19 protein-coding genes and 1 tRNA gene are annotated in these 19,932 nt (G+C 59.3%); 11 read left to right on the plus strand and 9 right to left on the minus strand.

Going from position 1 to position 19,932, the window contains the following annotated elements:
- Positions 1–20 precede the first annotated feature (20 nt).
- Positions 21–668, plus strand: coding sequence for an NAD(P)H-dependent oxidoreductase (locus tag JIN78_RS11020; protein WP_200392027.1), 648 nt, complete (start codon positions 21–23; stop codon positions 666–668).
- Here the strand turns inward: JIN78_RS11020 and JIN78_RS11025 are convergent, their stop codons facing one another.
- From JIN78_RS11025 to JIN78_RS11045, 5 genes are all read right to left on the minus strand, one after another.
- Positions 669–1,598, minus strand: a complete 930-nt coding sequence (locus tag JIN78_RS11025) for a hypothetical protein (RefSeq protein WP_200392028.1) — start codon at positions 1,596–1,598, stop codon at positions 669–671.
- A gap of 169 nt (positions 1,599–1,767) precedes the next feature.
- The gene (locus tag JIN78_RS11030; RefSeq protein WP_200392029.1) at positions 1,768–2,568 is read right to left on the minus strand and encodes an alpha/beta fold hydrolase; all 801 of its coding nucleotides are present in this window, start codon (positions 2,566–2,568) and stop codon (positions 1,768–1,770) included.
- 10 nt (positions 2,569–2,578) lie between these two features.
- Complete coding sequence (locus tag JIN78_RS11035; RefSeq protein ID WP_200392030.1) at positions 2,579–3,388, minus strand: sugar phosphate isomerase/epimerase family protein; 810 nt, start codon at positions 3,386–3,388, stop codon at positions 2,579–2,581.
- A 2-nt stretch (positions 3,389–3,390) separates the two neighbouring features.
- Positions 3,391–4,239: a sugar phosphate isomerase/epimerase family protein gene (locus tag JIN78_RS11040; protein WP_200392031.1), complete on the minus strand. Its 849-nt coding sequence runs from the start codon at positions 4,237–4,239 to the stop codon at positions 3,391–3,393.
- Between the two features lie 21 nt (positions 4,240–4,260).
- Positions 4,261–5,280, minus strand: coding sequence for a TIM barrel protein (locus tag JIN78_RS11045; protein ID WP_234037938.1), 1,020 nt, complete (start codon positions 5,278–5,280; stop codon positions 4,261–4,263).
- Between the two features lie 212 nt (positions 5,281–5,492).
- Between JIN78_RS11045 and JIN78_RS11050 the strand changes: the two genes are divergently transcribed.
- The 4 genes from JIN78_RS11050 (at position 5,493) to JIN78_RS11065 (ending at position 12,408) form a co-directional block, all read left to right on the plus strand.
- Complete coding sequence (locus JIN78_RS11050; RefSeq protein ID WP_200392032.1) at positions 5,493–8,036, plus strand: histidine kinase; 2,544 nt, start codon at positions 5,493–5,495, stop codon at positions 8,034–8,036.
- Positions 8,033–8,665, plus strand: a complete 633-nt coding sequence (locus tag JIN78_RS11055) for a response regulator (RefSeq protein ID WP_200392033.1) — start codon at positions 8,033–8,035, stop codon at positions 8,663–8,665. Before JIN78_RS11050 ends, JIN78_RS11055 begins: the two co-directional genes overlap by 4 nt.
- 130 nt (positions 8,666–8,795) lie before the next feature.
- Positions 8,796–9,599, plus strand: a complete 804-nt coding sequence (locus JIN78_RS11060; protein WP_200392034.1) for a hypothetical protein — start codon at positions 8,796–8,798, stop codon at positions 9,597–9,599.
- Positions 9,600–9,861: 262 nt separating this feature from the next.
- The gene (locus JIN78_RS11065; protein ID WP_200392035.1) at positions 9,862–12,408 is read left to right on the plus strand and encodes a LamG-like jellyroll fold domain-containing protein; all 2,547 of its coding nucleotides are present in this window, start codon (positions 9,862–9,864) and stop codon (positions 12,406–12,408) included.
- 137 nt (positions 12,409–12,545) lie between these two features.
- Here the strand turns inward: JIN78_RS11065 and JIN78_RS11070 are convergent.
- Positions 12,546–12,618, minus strand: a tRNA-Lys gene (locus tag JIN78_RS11070).
- Between the two features lie 212 nt (positions 12,619–12,830).
- Here JIN78_RS11070 and nadB point away from each other — a divergent pair.
- From nadB to JIN78_RS11085, 3 genes are all read left to right on the plus strand, one after another.
- A complete protein-coding gene (nadB, locus tag JIN78_RS11075; RefSeq protein ID WP_200392036.1) occupies positions 12,831–14,447 on the plus strand; it encodes an L-aspartate oxidase in 1,617 nt (538 codons plus the stop codon).
- Between the two features lie 87 nt (positions 14,448–14,534).
- Positions 14,535–14,777, plus strand: a complete 243-nt coding sequence (locus tag JIN78_RS11080; RefSeq protein WP_200392037.1) for a hypothetical protein — start codon at positions 14,535–14,537, stop codon at positions 14,775–14,777.
- A 49-nt stretch (positions 14,778–14,826) separates the two neighbouring features.
- Positions 14,827–15,087, plus strand: coding sequence for a hypothetical protein (locus tag JIN78_RS11085; protein WP_200392038.1), 261 nt, complete (start codon positions 14,827–14,829; stop codon positions 15,085–15,087).
- An 81-nt stretch (positions 15,088–15,168) separates the two neighbouring features.
- Here the strand turns inward: JIN78_RS11085 and JIN78_RS11090 are convergent, their stop codons facing one another.
- Positions 15,169–15,864, minus strand: a complete 696-nt coding sequence (locus JIN78_RS11090; protein WP_200392039.1) for a hypothetical protein — start codon at positions 15,862–15,864, stop codon at positions 15,169–15,171.
- A gap of 250 nt (positions 15,865–16,114) precedes the next feature.
- Here JIN78_RS11090 and JIN78_RS11095 point away from each other — a divergent pair, with 250 nt between their 5' ends.
- From JIN78_RS11095 to rimO, 3 genes are read left to right on the plus strand one after another with little or no spacing between them, the layout of a single operon-like run.
- Positions 16,115–16,396 (plus strand): DUF6364 family protein, encoded by a 282-nt coding sequence (locus JIN78_RS11095; RefSeq protein WP_200392040.1) that lies wholly within the window; start codon positions 16,115–16,117, stop codon positions 16,394–16,396.
- The gene (locus JIN78_RS11100; RefSeq protein WP_200392041.1) at positions 16,393–16,800 is read left to right on the plus strand and encodes a TA system VapC family ribonuclease toxin; all 408 of its coding nucleotides are present in this window, start codon (positions 16,393–16,395) and stop codon (positions 16,798–16,800) included. The genes JIN78_RS11095 and JIN78_RS11100 overlap by 4 nt, the downstream gene beginning before the upstream one ends.
- A gap of 27 nt (positions 16,801–16,827) precedes the next feature.
- Positions 16,828–18,198, plus strand: a complete 1,371-nt coding sequence (rimO, locus tag JIN78_RS11105; RefSeq protein ID WP_200392042.1) for a 30S ribosomal protein S12 methylthiotransferase RimO — start codon at positions 16,828–16,830, stop codon at positions 18,196–18,198.
- Positions 18,199–18,352: 154 nt separating this feature from the next.
- Here the strand turns inward: rimO and JIN78_RS11110 are convergent, their stop codons facing one another.
- Together JIN78_RS11110 and ahr are read right to left on the minus strand one after the other, a co-directional pair.
- Positions 18,353–18,877, minus strand: a complete 525-nt coding sequence (locus tag JIN78_RS11110; protein ID WP_200392043.1) for a peroxiredoxin-like family protein — start codon at positions 18,875–18,877, stop codon at positions 18,353–18,355.
- A 35-nt stretch (positions 18,878–18,912) separates the two neighbouring features.
- Complete coding sequence (gene ahr / locus JIN78_RS11115) at positions 18,913–19,923, minus strand: NADPH-dependent aldehyde reductase Ahr (protein WP_200392058.1); 1,011 nt, start codon at positions 19,921–19,923, stop codon at positions 18,913–18,915.
- Positions 19,924–19,932 lie beyond the last annotated feature (9 nt).

A 19,932-nucleotide genomic window follows, 5' to 3' on the forward strand; every position in this document is an offset into this window, starting at 1 on the left:
TGCTCCCGAAAGTAGGCGCCATGCCGACCTTATCCAACGAGCAACTCATCGAGGCCTTCAACTGGCGTTACGCCACCAAAATTTTCGACCCGACGCGCACCCTCTCTCCAGAAGATTGGGCCACCTTGAAGGAGTCGTTGCGCCTCTCCCCCTCCTCCTTCGGCCTGCAGCCCTGGCATTTTGTCAGCATCACCTCTGCGGAAATCAAAGCCCGCCTCCTGCCCCACAGCTGGGGTCAGGTGCAGATCACGGACTGCTCGCACCTGGTCGTCCTGTGCACCCGCACCGATATCGACGACGATTTCGTGGATTCCTTCATTGCCTCCACCGCTGCGCAACGCGGGGTCAGCAGCGAATCCCTGCAAGGCTACCGCAACGTGGTCGTCGACTTCATTCACCGCATGTCCATCGAAGAACGCATCCAATGGAGCAAGCAGCAAACCTATCTCGCCCTCCAGCGCCTGATGGATGCGGCGGCCCTCTTGGAAATCGATGCCTGCCCCATCGAAGGATTTATCCCGGGCAAATACGACGAGGAACTCGCCCTGCCCGACAAAAACCTGACCGCCAGTGTGTGCTGTGCCCTCGGCTATCGCTCCAGAGTGGACAAATACGCCGAACTGGCGAAATCTCGTTTCGCCAGCGAAGAGCTTTTCACCGAGCTCTAACTAGAACTGATAGTCTTCCGCCACCACGGCGTCCTCTTCCCCAGCTGACGACGCTTCCACCGCCGCCGCTGCGGTTGCCTCCACCTCCGCAGGGGTTTCCGCAGGGGCCGCAGGCGCGCCCAAGGCGGTCACTTTCGCCGAAAAGGCAAGGAGGGCGACGAAGAGCAAAGCCAGCAAGCCCGCGAAAATCCACAAGCCTCGTTGGGTATTGCGCTCGAGGTCGCGCACCACACTCAGCACGTCGCCACTGGATTTCTCCATGCGCCGCGCGCTCTCGCGGGCTTCCTCTCCCGCTTCCTGGAAGCGCAAATCAATCTGTTGACCCAAGGCCCCCAAGCTGGCCTGAGTCCCTTGTTGACCGGAGGCAATCCCCGCCACCACCTCGGCAATGCGGTCCATCCCCACCTGCACCCCGTTCACTCCGGTCTGCAATTGACCCACCCCCGTCTGGATTCCTTCCACCCCGGCTTGCAGCTGTCCCACTCCGCCTTCCACCCGATCCAGGTTTCCCAGCAAGGTCTCTTCCCGCCGGGCACTTTGAAGGGCGGACTCGTGGAGCACGCTCAGCGACTCCTCCGCCTTGACCTGGTGACTTTGGATGGTCGCAATTCCTTCCACCGCAGCAGGAAAGGGAGACAAAACCTTTGCCATAAGCTGCCGGTTTTTTTCCTCTTGATCAAAGCGCTCCCGGAACTCGTCGGCCGAGTCGAGCAGGGACTCATAAGTCACCCGCAGCTCCTGCAGCTCGGCCGTCAGCTTTTCCTCCCGGAGGCGGCGCTCTTTGCCAGCGCTCAACATGCGCTTCCACCAGGCCGTCTTTTTCTCCTCCTGCACCGCTGCGGCATCGAAGGCTGGAGTGTCGGCAGAGAGAGGAACCTCGGAAAAAGGCTCGGCGGATTTGGGAAAGGACGGCACGCTCATAGGATTCATGGGGTCAGTAAATTGGAAAAGAAAAGAAACTCAATGCGGAGTTTAGCGTCGCCAGTCATAAGAAAGGCGCGCTCTCAAGTCAAACCCGCAGCTTGGCAAAAGAAGGCCCAAAAAAGCCCGGAGGTCTCCCCCCGGGCTGGCAACAACGGTCAATCCTTCCGCAAGCGCGTTAGTCCGCCAGGAAGGAAAGAACCCTTTGATTGAAGTCGGCCAGATTTTCCCAGTGGAAAGCATGACCGGATTGCGGGTAGAGATGCAGGGTGCTCTCCGGCAAAGCCGCGTGGATTTCCTCCGCCATCCAGCGGGGGGTGAACTGATCGTCCTCCCCCCCTATCACCAGGCAAGGTTGCTTGATTTTCCCCAGCTGGTCGTAAACATCATGGGTGATACAAGCCGCAGCCTGCCCTTCCAAACCGTGCAAAGGCTGAGGGTTCTCGTTTTCCATCGCCGCCTGCCGCCCTTCCAACAGGGACTGGTAGGTTTCCTCATCGTCCCAGCTCTTTTTGGCAAAAATGAGTAACTGGATGTATTCCATGAACTCGGCCGGGGTGACCTTGGCCTTCAGCGTCTTGAGATGGTTGAAAACCGACTTGGCATAGGCATCACACCGGGCCCAGGAACACATCAGCACCGCCTTCTTCACCTTCTGGGGATGGCGGAGAGCCAGCTGCTGGGTGATGATGCTGCCCATCGAGCAACCCACCACCTTCACGCTCTCAATCCCCAGGGCATCGAGCAGACCGGCGTAGTCATCCGCCATCTGGGCGCTGCTGTAGTCACCTTCAGGCTTGTCGGTATTCCCCACGCCGCGGTTGTCCGGAGTAAGGCACTGGTAGTGCTTGCTCCACTCCTTGACGTGCTCCTCCCAAACCTCACCCGGGGCCGTGATTCCCATGATGCAGAGGAGAGGCTCGCCCTCACCCTGCACCTCGTAGTGCATCTCTATTCCATTTGTCTGAACTGTTGGCATCGCTTTGTCGTTATTTAAGTGAAGGAAGCAAACTTTCCCGGATCCATTGGCCATCATGCAAGGTCACACCATCGGGATCGTCGACCGCCCGGGGCGCTTCGTCTTCACAAATGATCCAGCCTTCATAGTTGCGGTCCTTGAGCCACTGGGTCACTCCGACGAGGTCGACCTTGCCTTGCCCCATGAGGGCAAACTCCGGATCGCCATCCCAATCCTTGTAATGAACGTGATTAATGAGCCCGGCGTATTCCTTCATCTTGCCCAGCGGATCCATGCCGCCATTGATGATGTGCCCCACATCGGGAGTCCAACCGGTCACGGAGGCATCGAGGCCCTCGAGAATGACGCGATAATCCTCCTCCGTGCGATTGGTGGAAGTCTCCGGCGAGTTGGGGTGAAAACTGCAAGGAATGCCGGCCTCGGTAGCCCGCCGCGAGACCGCATTGACATTGGCGACCAGATTCTTGCGCCGCTGCTCCAGCTCGTGACGACCTGTGGGCAATTGCACCGTGCAAAGAATGGCTCCCGGAAAGCGCTTGAGCAACTCGATGGCCCGGGCCGCACTTTCCTTCTCAGCCTCGGTCTCCTCCGGATGGTTCCACTCCTCGACAAAGGCGATGGCCGCGAGTTCGACCCCGTGCTTTTGCAAGCTCTCCGCCAGAAGGCCCGGATCCGCGAGGTCTCCCATCCAGGGAAAAATGGGCTCGATGCCCTTCATCCCCGCTTGCGCGGTGACCGCGATCATGTGATCCAGTTTGTTTTCCCAAAATTTGCCCGATTCCTTCATGAACCAGGTGTAACATTCATTTCCAAACTTCATCTTTATCCTTTGTATTTGGAGTGCATTTCTTTCACGAAGCGATACCCATCACGGCAAATATCCATGCGGGGATTGTAATCGCGCCAGACATTGATGGCATTGGCGAAATCGACATCATCGCGGGAGAAGGCCTCAATGGTGTAGTAGCCATCGTAGCCAGTCTTGGCGATGGCGGCAAAAATCTCATCAAAATCGATGTGCCCTTCGCCCGGCGTGCCCCGGTCATTTTCACTGATGTGGACGTGAGCCATCACCGGAGCAATGGTCTCGATGGCTTCCGCAAAGGACTTTTCCTCCACGTTGGCGTGATGACTGTCGAACATTCCCTGCACATGGGGATGGTCCACCAAATCGACGAGGTGGCGCAATTGGGCCATGGTGTTGCAGAGGTAGCACTCGAAGCGGTTGAGAGACTCCGGAGTGAGGGTGATGCCAGCCTGCTGGGCATGCTCCCCAGCCGCCCGCAAAATCTCCGCCGAGCGCTCATACTCAAAATCCTGAGGAGCATTCCGCGAGAAGTTGGCAAAGGCCGAGTGGAAAGGTCCGCAGATGTTCTTGCCGCCAGCAGCATGAATATTGTCGATGGCCTCTTTGATCTTATCGAGACCAGCTTGGCGAATCTTGGGGTCGTCGGAAATAGGGTCTTGGTCCGGGCCCATCCCGAGACAGCCATTGACCTCCATTCCAATGGACTGGGTGAACTTGGCCAGCTCGTCGTAGCTCGCCCGCTCGGGACTGGCGAGAAAGACCTCCACCCCGTCGTAGCCAATCTCCTTCAATTCCTCAATGGCTCCGAAATGCTCACTCGTGATGTGGGTCGACCACAAATGCATGTTTAATCCGATTTTCATGATACTCTAAACAAAAAATTCTTACCCGTGGGCCACATTGATATCCTGCATCACCGCGAGAATATCATTCCAAGTCTGCTGCTGTTCCAAGGTCGCATTCGGGAACATGCAACCATCCCAACAGATATGCTTCATCTCGGGACGGGCTTGCCCATTTTCGTCAAGCAACCAGTAGGAAGCACACTTCACGATGTCCAGCTTGCCATTCGGATCCTGAGCCGGGCAATGGCGACCGGTTTTGTCGTGCGCGCCCGTGCCATGGACGGTGCCATCGTTCTGGGCCACGTGAAAATCATAGGTCCAGGGGGCCAGCTTGGCGGTCATCTCCGCGTAGGCGGCCGCGAATTCCTCCTCGTCGTGCCCTTCCTTGAGCAGAGCATGCTCTTCGGCATTGTATCCCAGCAGGTAAAGATAGGTGTGAGCCAAGTCGGCCTGAAAGCCGAGACGGCCAGGCTGGCCAACCGCCTCGAGGAGGTCGAGCATGTCCTTCCAAGAATGCATGCCGCCCCAGCAGATTTCTCCTTCCGCGACGAGAACCTCGTCGTGATCGGCGGCCACTTTGGCCGCTTCGGCAAAGGTCTCCGCGATCAGCCTGGTATTTCCAGCCGGATCTTTGGCCCAATCTTCCACGCTGCAAGCGGAGTCAATGCGAATGCTGCCATACTCGCGCACCCCGTGCTCGCGCAGGATGCCGGCATAGCGACAGCCTTTGCGCACGGCCTCCACAAAACGGCTCCGCTCTTCCGCCGACCCCATGGCGCTCCCGCCCCCGGTATCGGACCAAATGGGCGCGACCACGGTGCCGACCTTCAGCCCCAGCCCCGCGATCTTGTCGGCGAGACGGCGCACTTCCTCCTCACTAGCATTGATATCGAGATGGGGATGATAAAGAAACAAGTCCACCCCATCGAATTTTTTCCCCTCCACTTCGCTCGCCACCGTCAGTTCCAGCATCCGGTCCAAGCTGATTGGTGGCTCCGCCGAGCCCTCTTCCTTCCCGACCAAGCCGGGCCACATCGCATTGTGTAATTTCCAAGACATGACTGTTCCTACGCGTGCTTTCGGGCGATCGCCATCGATTCCCGAGGTCACCATGCCCCAAGGTCAGGCAGTCTCTACCGTGATTGCAAAACCTTTCCTCCCAACTGCGCCTTGCATCCAAATAGTTGACGAAAAGAGTTAAATTCGTTTCCACCCCGCGGTGGGAACGCGCGCTGGTCAAAGCGGCCCCTCCTTGCTTAGCTGGGCAGGCGATGTTCCGGTGGTCCACCCTCCTTTTTTTCTACGGAGTTCTTTCTTTGCAAGGACAACTCTCCCTGGAGCCCTACCGGGCGGACGAGCACACCCTGCATCTCTGGCATCTCGACGAGCTTTCCCCCCCGTTTGCCAATGCCAACACGGCGGGCAGCCCGGCCTTGCAGGGACTTTTCCACGGGGCGGAGGCGGGCCGCCCCAGTCTTCCCGGCTTGGCCAGAGCGATCTCTTTCCACCATCATGAAGGGGGGCTGCCCGGAACCTCCTCCTTGCGGGGAGCCCTGCTGAGTTTGTCCCCCCAGATGGACAGCGGCCCCGGAGACAATGCGCCTCCTTCCTTCCGCTACTTCGGGCCCGATGGAGCCTTTACCTACGAAGCCCTCATCAAACTCGCCCTCTTGCCCCACGAGGCCGAGGTCATCGCCTTGGGCATCCTCTCCATGGACGGCGAGAACGACGATCGAATTTTCAACTTTCGCATTGAAAAAGAGGGCTTTCTGGTCCTGACACCACTCCCCGACAGCGGGACCACGGGAGGGGCAATGGCCACCATCCCCACCGAGGGCCCCCACGCGCTCAACACCCTCGACTGGTTCCATGTCGCGGTCACCTACGACGGTCGGGAGAGCACCACCAACAACACCCGGCTCTACTGGACGCGCCTTGCCGGGTCCCCGCGTGCCGCCCACCACATCGGCAGCGGCACGCTGAGCCACGACTTCAATGGTCGCCAGGGCGACTTCGTCATCGGCAACGAGGGGCGCAGCTTTCTGGAGCAGGGAGGAGAAGAAAACAACGCCTTCGGAGAGCCCTTCCCGGGCCTCATCGACGAGGTGCGAATCAGCTCGGTAGCCCGCCAGCCAAGCGACTTCCTGTTCGTGCCCTCCTCCCGGCGGGTCCCTTCCCGCCCCTGGAGCGAATCGGAGCAAGACCAGTCACCCTTGCCCCGCCATCTCCACTTCGGCGGCATCGCGGTGGATGAAAAAGTCACCCCTCTGCCGGCGGCGGGGAAGCTTCTGGTCACCTCCCCGGGAGCCCGCCGTCTCGATTTCGACTTCGGTCTCCCCACCCACCTCCCCGGCACCCTGGGAGCCTCCTTGCGCTATCAGCTCGAGGGCTATGACGAACAATGGCACGAGATTCGCCAAGGCATGGTTCTCTCCTTTCAATTCCTCGACGCCACGGACCACACTCTTTCCAAGAACGAGTTCCAGGCCTTGGGTAACTCCCCCGGCTGGAGCGACCGGCTCTCGGAGGCCACCCTCTCCGAGCGCAGCGAGCCCCTCTTCGTCCCCCCTGGTTCGCACACTCTCCAGATCGTCCTCTCCTCGGGTTCCGCGACCAACACGGGCAGTTTTGCTCTCGACGATCTGGCCATCCGCGTGTCTGAATCCAGCGAAAATCACTGGCCGAATGGCAGCTTTCACGAGGGGAGCAATCTCACCAGCCCGGCCGGCCTTCCCCGTCCCTGGCAGCGCGATGGCGATGATCCCGCCATTGCCCAGGTGACTTGGGTGGAAAACAGCACCGCTCTTTCCCTCGTCGACGGCAGCCAGAAACATCGCGGCCGATGGGTGGCCCGCCTGCCCCTCAGCGAGGAGATGCGGCAGGAAACTATTCTCCAAGCCACCTGGCGGGAAGCCTTCAACGTCATCGGCGGCGTGCAACACCGGGTCAGCTACCAGAATGTGCCGCCGGGCGACTACACCTTCCGCGTGATTGGCGCTCTCGCCGACCACACCCCCTTGGGCGGAGTCATATCCCAGCCCCTGCGTGTGCCCGAGCCCATTTTGCAAAGGACGGAATTCTGGGTCGGCATTGCCATCCTGGCCATCGGCCTCCTGGCGGCCTATCTTCACGATTTGGGCAGGCGGCGGGCTCGCCGCGAGTTGCGCCAGCTGGAATTCGAACACCGCCTGGAGCAGGACCGCGCCCGCATTGCGCGCGATATGCACGACGATCTCGGCACCCGCATCTCCATCATCAATCTGGCCGCCTCTCTCGCCAGAGGCAGTCTGCGCAAAAATGCCGAAAAATGCGAACAACAGCTCGAGCGAGTGACCCGCTCGGCCCGCGACCTCGTCACGGCCATGGACCAGCTGGTCTGGGTCATCGACCCCGCCCACGATAATCTGGAAGATTTTGCCAGCCATCTCATGCGCCTGAGTGAAGAACTCTTCCAAGACCATCCCATTCGCTGTCGCCTGGAGATCCCCGACCGCCTCCCCGCCCTTGTGCTACGCTCCGACCAGAGGCACAATCTGGCTCTCGCCGTGAAAGAAGGTCTCCACAACGTCCTCCGTCATTCGCAAGCCCGGGAAGCCCGCCTGGTGCTGCGCCACGAGCAGGACACCCTCCTCATCCGCATCGAGGACGACGGCCGCGGCTTCTCTCCCGGGGCCGCCGGACACGGCAACGGGCTGCAGAACTTCCACTCCCGTTTGCAGGAAATCGGAGGCCGGGCCGAGCTGGTCAGCACCCCGGGCCAAGGAACCACTCTCACCTTCTCCCTGCCCCTAGCCAGCGACCCTAACCAGCCATGACACCGACTCCAGTCTCTCTCGTCGAGGACGACGATCTTTTGCGGGAAACCCTCTGCGACCTCTTGAGTGAGGAAGCCAGCTTCGAGGTCCATTCCGTCTTTTCCAATGCCGAAGACGCCCTGGCCAAGCTGCCCGATGATCCACCCCGCCTGGTCCTGATGGACATCCAGCTACCGGGGGCCTCGGGCATCGAGTGCGCCGCCCGGCTGAAAGAACAGTGCCCCGATCTGCAAATCCTCATGCTCACCGTTTACGATAACAATGACCGCATCTTTGAGGCCTTGTCAGCGGGGGCCAACGGCTACCTCCTCAAGCGCGACGTCTCCGAGAAGCTCATTGACGCCCTCTCCGATCTCCGCGACGGGGGCTCTCCCATGTCCAGCGCCATCGCCCGCAAGGTGGTGCAATCCTTCCGCCGCCCGACGGAAAAGAACCCCGACCTCAAGTTGACCCCCCGGGAACAGGAAATCCTCGACCTGCTCGTCAAGGGCTCCCTCTACAAGGAAATCGCCTGGGAATTGGCAATCGGCGTGGAAACCGTGCGCACCCACCTTCACAACATCTATGGCAAACTGCATGTGCGCACCCGCACGGAGGCTGTGGTGAAGTATCTCAAAGCCCAAAAGTAAACCTCCCGCCCGGCTCTCCCCTTTTCGTGGGAGAGAGTCGCTCTCTCATTGCCAAACTATGGAAAGATATGGTCTAGGGTAGGAGATCCGACTGCTTGCACGACTCGGGCGACAGGGCAAAAAAGATACCATGAAAGCAAAATCCATTCTCTTCTCTCTCGCCGCTTCGGCGGGGTTCTCCCAGGCCGCACTCATCTACAGCGACGATTTCTCCGGCGATGGCAGCGCGAGCCTCAATGGCCTCGCTCCCGACACTGCCAACGGCGTCGATGGCGGCACCGCAGGCGCGACCTGGTCCTCGCACAGCAGCATCTTCAATAATGGCAACGTCAATAACAGCACGGACGGCAGCGCCCTCCTCCCCATCTCTCTGGTCGCGGATCGCATCTACTCCCTCACCGTCACCTTGACTCCGGGCAGCACCACCGTGGACACGGACTGGCTCGGCTTTGGCTTCAATCAATCAGCGACCGTCGGAGGAGGAGCAGGCACCAACCCCGCTACGAATGCCGGACGCTTCACCGATAATGGCATCAATGGCAAAGTCTGGGCTATTTTCCGGGAAAATTCGAGCGACGCTGGCAGCGGCGGGGACATCGAGTTTTTCTCCTCGGTCACGTCGGGACAAATCGCCACCACCGAGACCGGTGCCACCTTCGATGGCTTTGCCTCCCACACCGCCACCATCATGCTCGACACCACTGGCGGCGTTCTCAACGCGAACTTGCTCGTCGACGGGGTGAGCATCACCGCTGGCTACCAACCGGTCTCAGGGGTCGCCCTCGGCGACATTCAGGGCGTTGGATTGACTCACAACAACACCACTCAGGCCGGCGTTCGCTTCGAATCCTTCTCCCTGAGCTCCGTTCCCGAGCCCAGCTCGGCAGTCTTGGCAAGCATGAGCCTGCTCGCTCTTCTGCGCCGCCGTCGCTAGGCCTCTCCCCGCTCACCAGCTATTCACCAACAAGCGGCTTTCCTCAACGGAGCCGCTTTTTTTCGCTTTCTGGAAAAGGTCCGACCACGCCCTGTCAGCAGGCGGGCACCACCAGCAATTTTACTTCCTCCACCGGCCTGCAAGCAGATTCGATGGAGATAAGCAAATACCAACCTCCCCTTTTCGTGGGAGATAAAGGCAAACTGATTGTCGCCGGGCTAAAATTCCTCATCTTTAAAATCCTCTTATTCTGACAATCTTTATGAAAAAATCCATACCCTTGTTTGCCCTCTCTCTAGGCACGCTCCCCACCCTGCAAGCAGCCGATGTGACGCTCACGGCGGCTGATGCCATCAACACCTCCTCCTTCAACTCCGCCGGAAATTGGAGCAATGCCGAAGCCCCCTCCGCCGCCAACGACTATTTTATCAGCATCCAGCAACTCCGCACTCCTGCCAACGGCGAGGATCACACCTTTGCCGGGAATTCCCTCACCCTGGAACCGGGAGGCAAGTTCATGTATAAGGGCACTGGTGCCGTAGGCGTGCTCACCGTCGAGAACCTCATTCTCAACGGTGGCTTCATCCGGCACGCCAATGGCCCGGCCGATGTCATGCTACTCGACGGAGCAGTCAACGTCACGGCAGATTCCGCCATCATCCCCAACCAGGGTGCCATCACGATCCTCGCCCCCATCACCGGTAGCGCGAACCTCTCCACGGGTAACGAAGCCCATGCCAGTGGCTACACCCTGACATTTGCCTCCGATAGCAACGACTTTACAGGCAACCTCATCGTCACGGGAGGAACCTTTGCCCTCGAGTATCTCTCCAACTTCGGCTTTGTGATTGGAGCCAACGGCGAAGCCAACCAAATCTCCGGTCCCGGAACCGCCAATCTCAATGGTGTCTTCGCCATCGATCTCGGTGGTGCCTCCTCCTCCCCCGGCGACCAGTGGAACCTCGTCACCACCGCCAGCTCCTCTTTCAGATTGGATTTCGCCATTTCCGGCTGGACCGACAACGAAGACACCACCTGGTCGAGCCCCGGCGGAGCCTACCGCTTCTCCACCCTGAGCGGGACCCTCTTTGTGGATCCTGATGCCACCACCGACTCCGACAACAACAGCCTCCCCGATCGCTGGGAAATCATTTCCTTCGGAGCCTTGGGAAATGATCCCGACGGCGACCCCGATGGCGACCTTTCCAGCAATGCCGACGAATTCGCGGCCGGCACCCATCCGAATGACGACTTCGATTATCCCGACACCGACGAAGACTACCTGCCCGATGGCTGGGAACTGCTCTATTTTGGTAACCTCGACGGAAAGGAAGACGACGATCCCGATGGGGACTCCTTCACTAACGGAGATGAGCTGAACGACGGCACCGATCCGACCGACATCAAATCCAGCGGCGACTTTGAGAATGACGGCCTGGCAGACGGTTGGGAGATTCTATATTTTGCCGAGGATGGGGAAGACATTTCCGACATCCAAACGCTCGACGCCATTCTCGCCCGCCAAGACGGCTTGGGCGATCCCGATGGAGACGGAGCGAACAACGAGGCCGAAGAAACCGCTGACAGCGACCCCACCAACGCCTCCTCCACCCCTGCCGACACCGATGGAGATGGCTTGTCCGATGCTTGGGAACGGGCCAACTTCGGCGACCTCTCTGCCGAACCGGGACAAAATCCCGATGGCGATGCCTTTGATAATCTGGCCGAGCAAAACGGGTTTTCCGACCCCAATAACATCAGCTCCACCCCCAGCGATGCGGATGGCAATGGCACTCCCGACAGCGAGGAGAGCCCCCAACCCTACACCGTCGATGCCCATACTCTCATCCTTTACCACATGGACGCGAACTGGGGCTCGCTTGCCGTCCCCAACGCCGCCAACCCCGGCACCTTTGATGGCGTGGGCACCAGTAATGAAACTCCCACCACAGTCTTCCAAGCGGCCCCCAGCTTCCGTGGCTTCGGCGGTGCGGGGAGTCTCGCCGCCAACAAAGGCGTGGCTGTCGACAGCAATGGGGATGACCTCTTCCGCTACGACAGCTCGGAGAATCCCGATCATTTCGACATGTCACTGCTCGGCCCCGGCTTCACCCTGGAAGGCCTGATCAACGTGCCGGAACTCGTGGGAGCCCAGCACATCTGGGGTGGTGATGGCGCGGGAGTGCGCACCTTTCAATTCCGGCTCGCCAGTAGCAACATCACCTTTGACCCCCTCCCCAATGGGGGCGGCGATGGCCCTCTCGTGACCTTCGACCTCGCCACCCTCACCGGTGAGCACGCCTTTGTGCCCAACGAGTGGTTCCATGTCGCCATGACCTACGATAGCACCACCGGCGAGACCAAGTTCTACTGGACCCGCCTCGATAGCGGCGCCCAGCAGGCGAATCTCGTCCACACCGGCACCACCAGCAACTTCGATTTCAATGCCACTGGGGCCCCCCTCGTCTTTGGCAATGAAGGACGGAGCACCGGAGGGACCTCCGAGGGAGTGAAGGGTCTCCTCGACGAAGGACGCGTCAGCAATATCGTGCGCGAAGCCAACGATTTCCTCTTTGGCGATGGCACCCCCGTTGAGAGCGACCTCGTGCTGGCGATCGAATCCAAGGGACAACTGAGCTGGAATAGCTCTGCCGGAAAAACCTACACCATCGAGCGCAGCACGACCCTGCAGCCGCAGAGCTTCATCGTCATCGCAGACAACCTGCCCGCTTCGGGCACGGGCACAACCACCTACAATGACGGGGACGACCTCGAAAAGGCCTTCTACCGCGTGCGCGAGAGCAACTGAGCCCTCCCCCCCCACCACAGCAAGTCTATTCCCCCCGGGCACAACCGCCTGCGGGGGAATTTTTTTTGATGCCGTAGCTCCCAGATTGAAAACAAGAAACCCGCTAAGCCTCTGGGCTTAGCGGGTCATTTGAGAAGTACGTGGACTGGGACTCGAACCCAGGACCAATTGGTTAAAAGCCAACTGCTCTACCGACTGAGCTATCCACGCATTCGGTTGGTTTGTTTCCCTCCGGGGGGCCCGGCGGGGCGGCATCCTTAAGGGCCCCGGCCAGGGCTTGCAAGCACTTTTTGAAACAAAACCGAAAAAAGTTTCTCCCTCCTCGCAAGTGCCCCCTTTTTCCCTTGGGAAGCCCCTCCAAGTCACGAAAACCGCTCCTCAAGGGCCTGCTTTTGCCCTAGGATCGCCGCCCCACCGCTTCTATGACCGATTTCCTCGTCCTCGGGTCCGGAATTGCCGGACTCTCTTTCGCTATCAAGGCAGCCCAGCACGGCAGCGTGACCGTGCTCACCAAGGGCAAACTCATCCAATCCAATACCGCTTGGGCTCAGGGGGGCATCTCGGCCCTTCTCGGGCCCGATCTGCGCGAACCCGGAGACAGCTTGGAAAAACACCTCGCCGACACCTTGGATGCCGGAGCGGGGCTCTGTAACGAGGAAGCCACCCGCCTCATCCTGGCTGAAGCGGACGAAACCATCGCGGAGCTGGTGGCCTGGGGCACGGATTTCGATCGGGATGAGGAAGACCCGGACCGGTTTTCTTTGGGAAAAGAAGGCGGCCATTCCCAGCGGCGTGTGCTCCATGCCAAGGACACCACGGGACGGGAAATCGCCGAATCCCTCATCGAGACCGCGCGGCGAACACCCAACCTCACTCTCCTGGAGGACCACTTCGCCATCGACCTGGTCACCACCGCCAAGCTGGGCTCTTGCACCGAGGACCGCGTGCTGGGGGCCTACGTGCTCGATAAGGCCAGCAATGAGGTCAAAATTTTCCGCTCCGACCGGGTCATCCTGGCCACTGGCGGCTGCGGTAAGACCTATCTCTACACCACCAATCCCGATTCCGCGACTGGTGATGGTCTGGCCATGGCCTGGCGGGCCGGAGCCACCATCGCCAACATGGAATTCGTGCAATTCCACCCCACCTGCTTCTACAACCCCGGGGCCACGGGACCGGAAGGGCGCTCCTTTCTCGTCTCCGAAGCGGTGCGCGGCGAAGGAGCCCGCCTGATTAATGGCCAGGGACACGAATTCGTCAAAGATCACGATCCCCGGGGCTCGCTGGCCCCCCGCGACATCGTGGCCCGCGCCATCGACAAAGAGCTGAAAAAAACGGCCGCGCCCTGTGTCTACCTCGATATCTCGCCTCTTGGAGATCGCTTCGCGGACCGCTTCCCCTTCATTCACCAGACCCTCCTCGACCACGGGCACGATGCCACCAGAGAACCCATCCCGGTCGTGCCCGCGGCCCACTACCAGTGTGGCGGAGTCTCCACCGATACCGAGGGCAAGACCACCATCCGCGGCCTCTTCGCCATCGGCGAAGTCGCCTGCACCGGCTTGCACGGGGCCAATCGCCTCGCTTCGAACTCCCTCTTGGAAGGCAACGTAATGGCGCGCCGGGCTTTGGCCGAAATGCTGCGCCTTTATCCTCCGGGTAAAGACACCCTCCCCGCCCCGGACATCCCGCCGTGGGAATACGGCGACACCACGCCCCCCGACGAGCTCGTCAACATCTACCACAACTGGGACGAGCTCCGTCGCACCATGCAGGACTACGTCTCCATCGTGCGCACCAACAACCGCCTTCGCCGGGCCGCTACCCGTCTGCGCAACCTGAAAAAAGAAGTGCGGGAGTTCTACTGGGGCCACCGCGTCACCCCCGACATTCTCGAGCTGCGCAATCTGGTGGCCTGCGCCTCTCTCATCATCGACTGTGCCATCCGGCGCAAAGAGTCCCGGGGCATCCACTACACCCTCGACTACCCCGAGAGCAGCGAAGAATTTGAGCGCGACACCCTCTTGCGCCGCTTCTAGGCTTTCTCTCGAAAAAAGAAGAAAGTGCCATTAATTTAGAAATGTGTTCGACCAACTTCGGTTGAACAGTCTATCCTCACTTTGCCTATGAAATCGATTATCACCCTTGTCGGCGGAGCAGCGGCCATCGCGCTGGCTTCCTGCAATGCCCCTTACGGCAACGGCGTCCAGCAAATGACTCCCCGCGCCAACATTGAAGAAATCGAGCGTCTGCCCGCTCCCGCGCCCGCTCCCTCCGCAGGTCTCGATGGCTACAACGCCGTGCAATACGGCCTCGACAACCGTTACGGCAACTTCCACGGCTACGGCCGCCGCCACTACCCATACTAAATCCTTTTCTCTCATCCTGAGAAAGACAACCGAACACCAACTACTCCACATGAAGAAACTGATTCTCCTCGTGCCTGTTCTTGCCTTCGCCAGCTGTGCCTCGGTGCAGAACTCCTCCGTAGCCGACTACAACGGCGACGGCGTCATCTCTGACGCAGAAGCCAAGCAATACCACAAGCAAGCCGGCATCCAGGAACGCAATGTTTACACCGAGTCCGTCAAGCGCCGCAACGCGGTCAACACCGTGGGCGACGTGACCGAGACCGCAGGCAACGTGCGCATGCTGAAAGGCATTCTCCAGAGCTTCTAAGCCTTTCTATCGCCAAAACAAAGAACCTGACAGGCATGTCCAGTCGGGTTTTTTCTTGTCCGAAGGATGGCGGCCAAGCCTCTACTTCACTTCGGTCACTTTTAGGAAGTAGAGACGCTTCCACTCGCTATCAACCTGTCCCTCCTCGCTGATCTTGGGAATCATACCACCGAAACTCCACTGCCCGTCTGCGATGCGGAAAGAGGTGGTCATGCGAGAACTTGTAAATGTAGGCATGCTTATTCCTTCATTAAGCCAGGTCCTTTCTCCGACCAGTTCAACATTTTCAGGGCTCCAAACCACATCCCAGGTGGCCTCTTCGGCCTCCACCGTTTGAACCTCTATTCCGAAAGTCGATCCCGTATTACGCGTCTCGAATGCGGTGGGAGTCGCATTATTCACAATAAACTGAAGAAAACTCCACCGGGCATTCTCCCCTTCCCCTTTTGTCGGCTGTGTCTCTTTCTTCTCCGGCCCGTCAGTTCCAAGGGGCTGGATACCGGGAAATTCCGGTGGTTCGTATTCCGTAGGATAAATGGTCTCCGTGACCGCTTCCACAGTCACGGACAAGCCGGGATTGAAGCGAATGGCAGAAGAGTCGACCAAGACGATCTCCTCTTGATCCGCCAATTTGAGGAGATGCTGACGAAACTGGTCAGGTTTGAGTTCGAAATCATCCAGCAGTCTCACCGCCAACAGACTCCCTATTTCATAGACCTCCATCCGCGCCATCACCGTGGTCGTGGCCCTCCCTTTCTGCTCCTCGGCAATTGCCAAGGCCTTGGGACCACCCAAGAGAGAATGATCCGCAAAAGGATCGGCGTCCGTCTGAGACGGCTCCCCATCTTGCCCCCAAACCGCGTTGCCCAGCAAGCAAACGCCCAACACACAACCTCGAATCATACTCATGACCGATCTTAGACGAAGCAGCCCTCCCTACCTTCAATCTTTCCGGATAAAAACCTCCCTTACTCTCTCTAAGAAAGAGCCGCTTGACAGAACTTCACCACCGCACCATGGTTCAGTAATGAATCGACTGACCATCTCACTGGATGACGAACTCTATGCCGCAGCGCGGAGCCATGCCTACTCGCGCCATCTCTCTTTGAGCAAAGCCATCAACGAGCTTTTACGCGCCGCCATTTCCGGAGACAGCCAATTGAAAAATAATAACTTGGAAGAAAACCTGACATACTTCGACCCGGACCTGGGCTTTGCCGTCAGCCGTTCCCCCCAGCCCCTCAAAGGCGAAGAAATCGAACGAGCTTTGGCCGAAGAAGATGCCCCTGCCACCCTTCCCACAACATGACCTGGCTTCTTGATGGCTCTGTCTTGGTCGCCCTCATCCTCGCCGACCACCCCCAGCACCAGCGGGTCCGACGATGGAGACTATCTCAAAAAAATTGCCCCTTCGCCACTTGCGCCATAACGGAGGGCACCCTGCTGCGCCTCCACATGCAATTTGCCGCCGATACCAGCTCCGAGGCCGCTTGGCAGGCCCTGGCGACTCTCCAAGAACATCCCCTCCACCAATTCTGGGACGATTCCTTTTCCTATCAAAGAATATCTCCCCTGCGCTTGACGGGACACCGGCAAATCACCGACTCTTGGCTCGCAGAATTGGCTCGACTCAAAGGAGCAAAACTCGCCACCCTCGACCACGGACTGGCAGCCCTCTGGCCCCAAACCGCCGAACTGATCCCCGTTGTCTAGCTTCCTTTGCCGTAACTCTCCAACCCTATGCCCACGCAAATCGGACTCATCTCCCTTGGCTGTGCCAAGAACCTCATCGACTCGGAAATCATGCTCGGTCATCTCCAGAATGACGGCATGACCCTCATCCCTGACCCCGAGCTGGCCGACGCCCTCATCATCAATACTTGCTCCTTCATCGACGTCGCCAAGGACGAATCCGTGGGCACCATCATCGAGGCCGTCAACGCCCGCTCGCAGGACCCCGCCCGCACCAAACAGAAGATTCTCGTCGCCGGTTGCCTGTCCCAACGTTTCCAAAAGGAGTTGCCCGGCCTCATGCCCGAGGTGGATGCCTTCATCGGGCTGGATCAGATCGAAAACGTGACCTCCATCGTGCGCGAGGCACTCGAAAAAGACGCCGGCTCCGCCTCCATTGATACCGTCACCCCCAAGTCGCGTTACATCCCCGATTACAAAACGCCCCGCTTTCGGCTGACCCCCAACCACATGGCCTACCTCAAGATTGCGGAAGGCTGCAACCACACCTGCTCCTTCTGCATCATCCCCAAGATTCGGGGCCAACACCGTTCGCGCACCCAGGAATCCATCGTGCGCGAAGCCCGCGGCCTCATCGAATCAGGGGTGAAAGAAATCAACCTCATCTCGCAGGACACCACCTACTTCGGCATGGACCGCTGGACGGGCAAAGGCAATCGCCCCAACCCCACCTCCGGAGTGGACTCCACCCGGGGCGAAGCCCTCTCCTCCCTCCTCCGCGAGCTCAATGCCATTGAGGGCGACTTCTGGATCCGCATCCTCTACACCCACCCCGCCCACTGGTCCGACGAGCTCATCCAAACCATCGCGGAGTGCGAAAAAGTCTGCCGCTACGTCGACATCCCCCTGCAACACATCAGTGACCACATGCTCAAGCTGATGAACCGCAAGACCGACGGGCAATACATCCGCGACCTCCTCGAGCGCATGCGCGACGGCATCCCCGACCTCGCCATCCGCACCACCTTCATCACCGGCTTCCCCAACGAGACCCAGGCCGATCACGACGAATTGCTGGAGTTCATCGAAAGCTTCCAATTCGAGCGCTGCGGGATTTTCCAGTATTCTAAGGAAGAAGGCACCCGGGCCTACAAGCACGACGGCCATCTCCACCACATGACCATCAAAAAGCGCCACCGCGAGCTCACCAGCGCCATCGACCACATTGCGCAAAAGGTGAACGACAAGGCCATTGGGAAAAAGATTCGCGTCCTGGTGGAGGAAGAAGGCATCGCCCGCAGCATGTGGGACGCCCCCGACATCGACGGCCGTGTTTTCGTGCCTCTCGAACTACCGGTGGGAGAATTCGCCGACGTCACCGTCACCGACCAGCGCGGCTACGACCTCATTGCGAAGTAGGAGAAGCACCGTCGCCCCAGCGACCCCAGTGACCGCACGCCAGACTTCGCCGCTGGGGTCTACCCGCCCTTCCCGCAAGCAGAGCCGGAGGGTGGACGACGATGAGTTCGAGAGCGAAACGCTGCCCCCCCAAGGGCCCGCTTGCGACAACTGCTCAAGGATGGGTGCCGCGGATGGGATAGTCGTTCTCGTCGATCCATTCCACGCTCTCCAGCAGCTCTGACAAGTCAGCGCGGTTGAAAGGGGTGTTGGAAAGCTCAATCAATTGAATCTTGCCTTCCCGATTCAAGGCGAAGGTGGCGGGTTCGGCGAAAGGTCGATCGGTTTCTTGCGGGCCACGAGGCTCGGAGATGTAGAGACCCAATTGCTGCATCTGGGCAATGCTCAAGTCATAGGCCACCGGAAACTTGAGGTCGTGCTCTTCCACCATTGTGCGGGCTTTTTCCCAGGGATCGCCCGAGACGGCGAGGATCTCCGCCGAGGCCTTGGCAAAGTCTTCGCGAAGCTCCTCGAGACGTGCGAGATACTTGTGACAGATGGGGCAATGCAACCCACGGTAGATGATCACGATTTGCCACACATCCTCGGATCTCGTCTGGCCGAGGGTGGCCTCGCCACCCCCCGCCAAGGGGAGCGTGATAGCGGGCAAGGTGCCGCCTGAAGTCAATTTTTTACTCATGGTCGAATGGGCTGGAATTGGCTAGTTGATGAGAATCAGTCACGGTCCAAAATGATGCGGTAGCGAGCCTTTCCTGATTCGAGGTGGGCGATAGCCTCATTGGCTTGGCTCATGGGGAAATGTTCAGCAACGGGTGCAATCTGGTGCCGGGCCGCAAAGGTGAGCATCTTCCGGATCGTTGCGGGACTCCCGACCGGAGACGAACTGAGAGAGAGTTGATTGAACATCATGGGGATGAGGTTGAGGTCGAGTGGTTCGGTCACGGCGCCAAGCATGTGCATGCGACCCCGTGGCTTGAGAGCAGCGAGGTAGCTGTTCCAGTCCAGCGGAACGTTCACGGTGGAAAGAATGAGATCAAAGGTGCCCGCCGCATTCCCAATTGCTTCCCCATCACGGGAATTGATGGTGTGATGGGCTCCGAGACGACGCGCCTCATCCGCTTTCGAATCACTCGAAGTGAAGGCTGTGACTTCACAACCCCAGGCATTGGCGAATTTCAGTGCGAGATGGCCGAGACCGCCGATGCCAATGACTCCGACACGGGAGTTGGGAGAAATAGCGAGCTGAACGAGAGGATTGTAGACCGCCATCCCACCGCACAAGAGAGGACCGGCATCGCGCGGATCCAATTCGTCGGGCAAGCGGGTCACGCTGATGGCTTGGGCCCGGACCGTCTCCGCAAATCCTCCATGACGATGAACGATGGTCGGCTCGGCGGTGGGACACAGGTTGTGGTGGCCATCGAGACATTCATCGCAGGTTTGGCAATAACCGGCATGCCATCCGAGTCCGACCTTTTGCCCCACCTTGAGATGAGTCACCTCTGCCCCTACCGCTGATATCGTCCCGATAACTTCATGGCCCGGAACAAAAGGATATTCGGTCATCCCCCATTCGTTGTTGAGCATGCTGAGATCGCTGTGGCAAATTCCGCAATGCTCGACGGCGATATCGACTTCGTGGGCCCTGATAGCCGGAAGCTCAAACTCAAAAGGCTCCAGTTGTGAACCGGCGGACGAGGCAGCGTAGGATTGAACTGTCATGATGACTAGAAT

Origin of the sequence: Roseibacillus ishigakijimensis (assembly GCF_016595415.1) — a bacterium.
Lineage (GTDB): Bacteria > Verrucomicrobiota > Verrucomicrobiia > Verrucomicrobiales > Akkermansiaceae > Roseibacillus > Roseibacillus ishigakijimensis.

Coding starts and splice junctions, on each gene's coding strand:
- JIN78_RS11020 (WP_200392027.1), top strand. CDS start 21: ATGCCGACCTTATCCAACGAGCAACTCATCGAGGCCTTCAACTGGCGT.
- JIN78_RS11025 (WP_200392028.1), bottom strand. CDS start 1,598: ATGAATCCTATGAGCGTGCCGTCCTTTCCCAAATCCGCCGAGCCTTTT.
- JIN78_RS11030 (WP_200392029.1), bottom strand. CDS start 2,568: ATGCCAACAGTTCAGACAAATGGAATAGAGATGCACTACGAGGTGCAG.
- JIN78_RS11035 (WP_200392030.1), bottom strand. CDS start 3,388: ATGAAGTTTGGAAATGAATGTTACACCTGGTTCATGAAGGAATCGGGC.
- JIN78_RS11040 (WP_200392031.1), bottom strand. CDS start 4,239: ATGAAAATCGGATTAAACATGCATTTGTGGTCGACCCACATCACGAGT.
- JIN78_RS11045 (WP_234037938.1), bottom strand. CDS start 5,280: ATGTCTTGGAAATTACACAATGCGATGTGGCCCGGCTTGGTCGGGAAG.
- JIN78_RS11050 (WP_200392032.1), top strand. CDS start 5,493: ATGTTCCGGTGGTCCACCCTCCTTTTTTTCTACGGAGTTCTTTCTTTG.
- JIN78_RS11055 (WP_200392033.1), top strand. CDS start 8,033: ATGACACCGACTCCAGTCTCTCTCGTCGAGGACGACGATCTTTTGCGG.
- JIN78_RS11060 (WP_200392034.1), top strand. CDS start 8,796: ATGAAAGCAAAATCCATTCTCTTCTCTCTCGCCGCTTCGGCGGGGTTC.
- JIN78_RS11065 (WP_200392035.1), top strand. CDS start 9,862: ATGAAAAAATCCATACCCTTGTTTGCCCTCTCTCTAGGCACGCTCCCC.
- nadB (WP_200392036.1), top strand. CDS start 12,831: ATGACCGATTTCCTCGTCCTCGGGTCCGGAATTGCCGGACTCTCTTTC.
- JIN78_RS11080 (WP_200392037.1), top strand. CDS start 14,535: ATGAAATCGATTATCACCCTTGTCGGCGGAGCAGCGGCCATCGCGCTG.
- JIN78_RS11085 (WP_200392038.1), top strand. CDS start 14,827: ATGAAGAAACTGATTCTCCTCGTGCCTGTTCTTGCCTTCGCCAGCTGT.
- JIN78_RS11095 (WP_200392040.1), top strand. CDS start 16,115: ATGAATCGACTGACCATCTCACTGGATGACGAACTCTATGCCGCAGCG.
- JIN78_RS11100 (WP_200392041.1), top strand. CDS start 16,393: ATGACCTGGCTTCTTGATGGCTCTGTCTTGGTCGCCCTCATCCTCGCC.
- rimO (WP_200392042.1), top strand. CDS start 16,828: ATGCCCACGCAAATCGGACTCATCTCCCTTGGCTGTGCCAAGAACCTC.
- JIN78_RS11110 (WP_200392043.1), bottom strand. CDS start 18,877: ATGAGTAAAAAATTGACTTCAGGCGGCACCTTGCCCGCTATCACGCTC.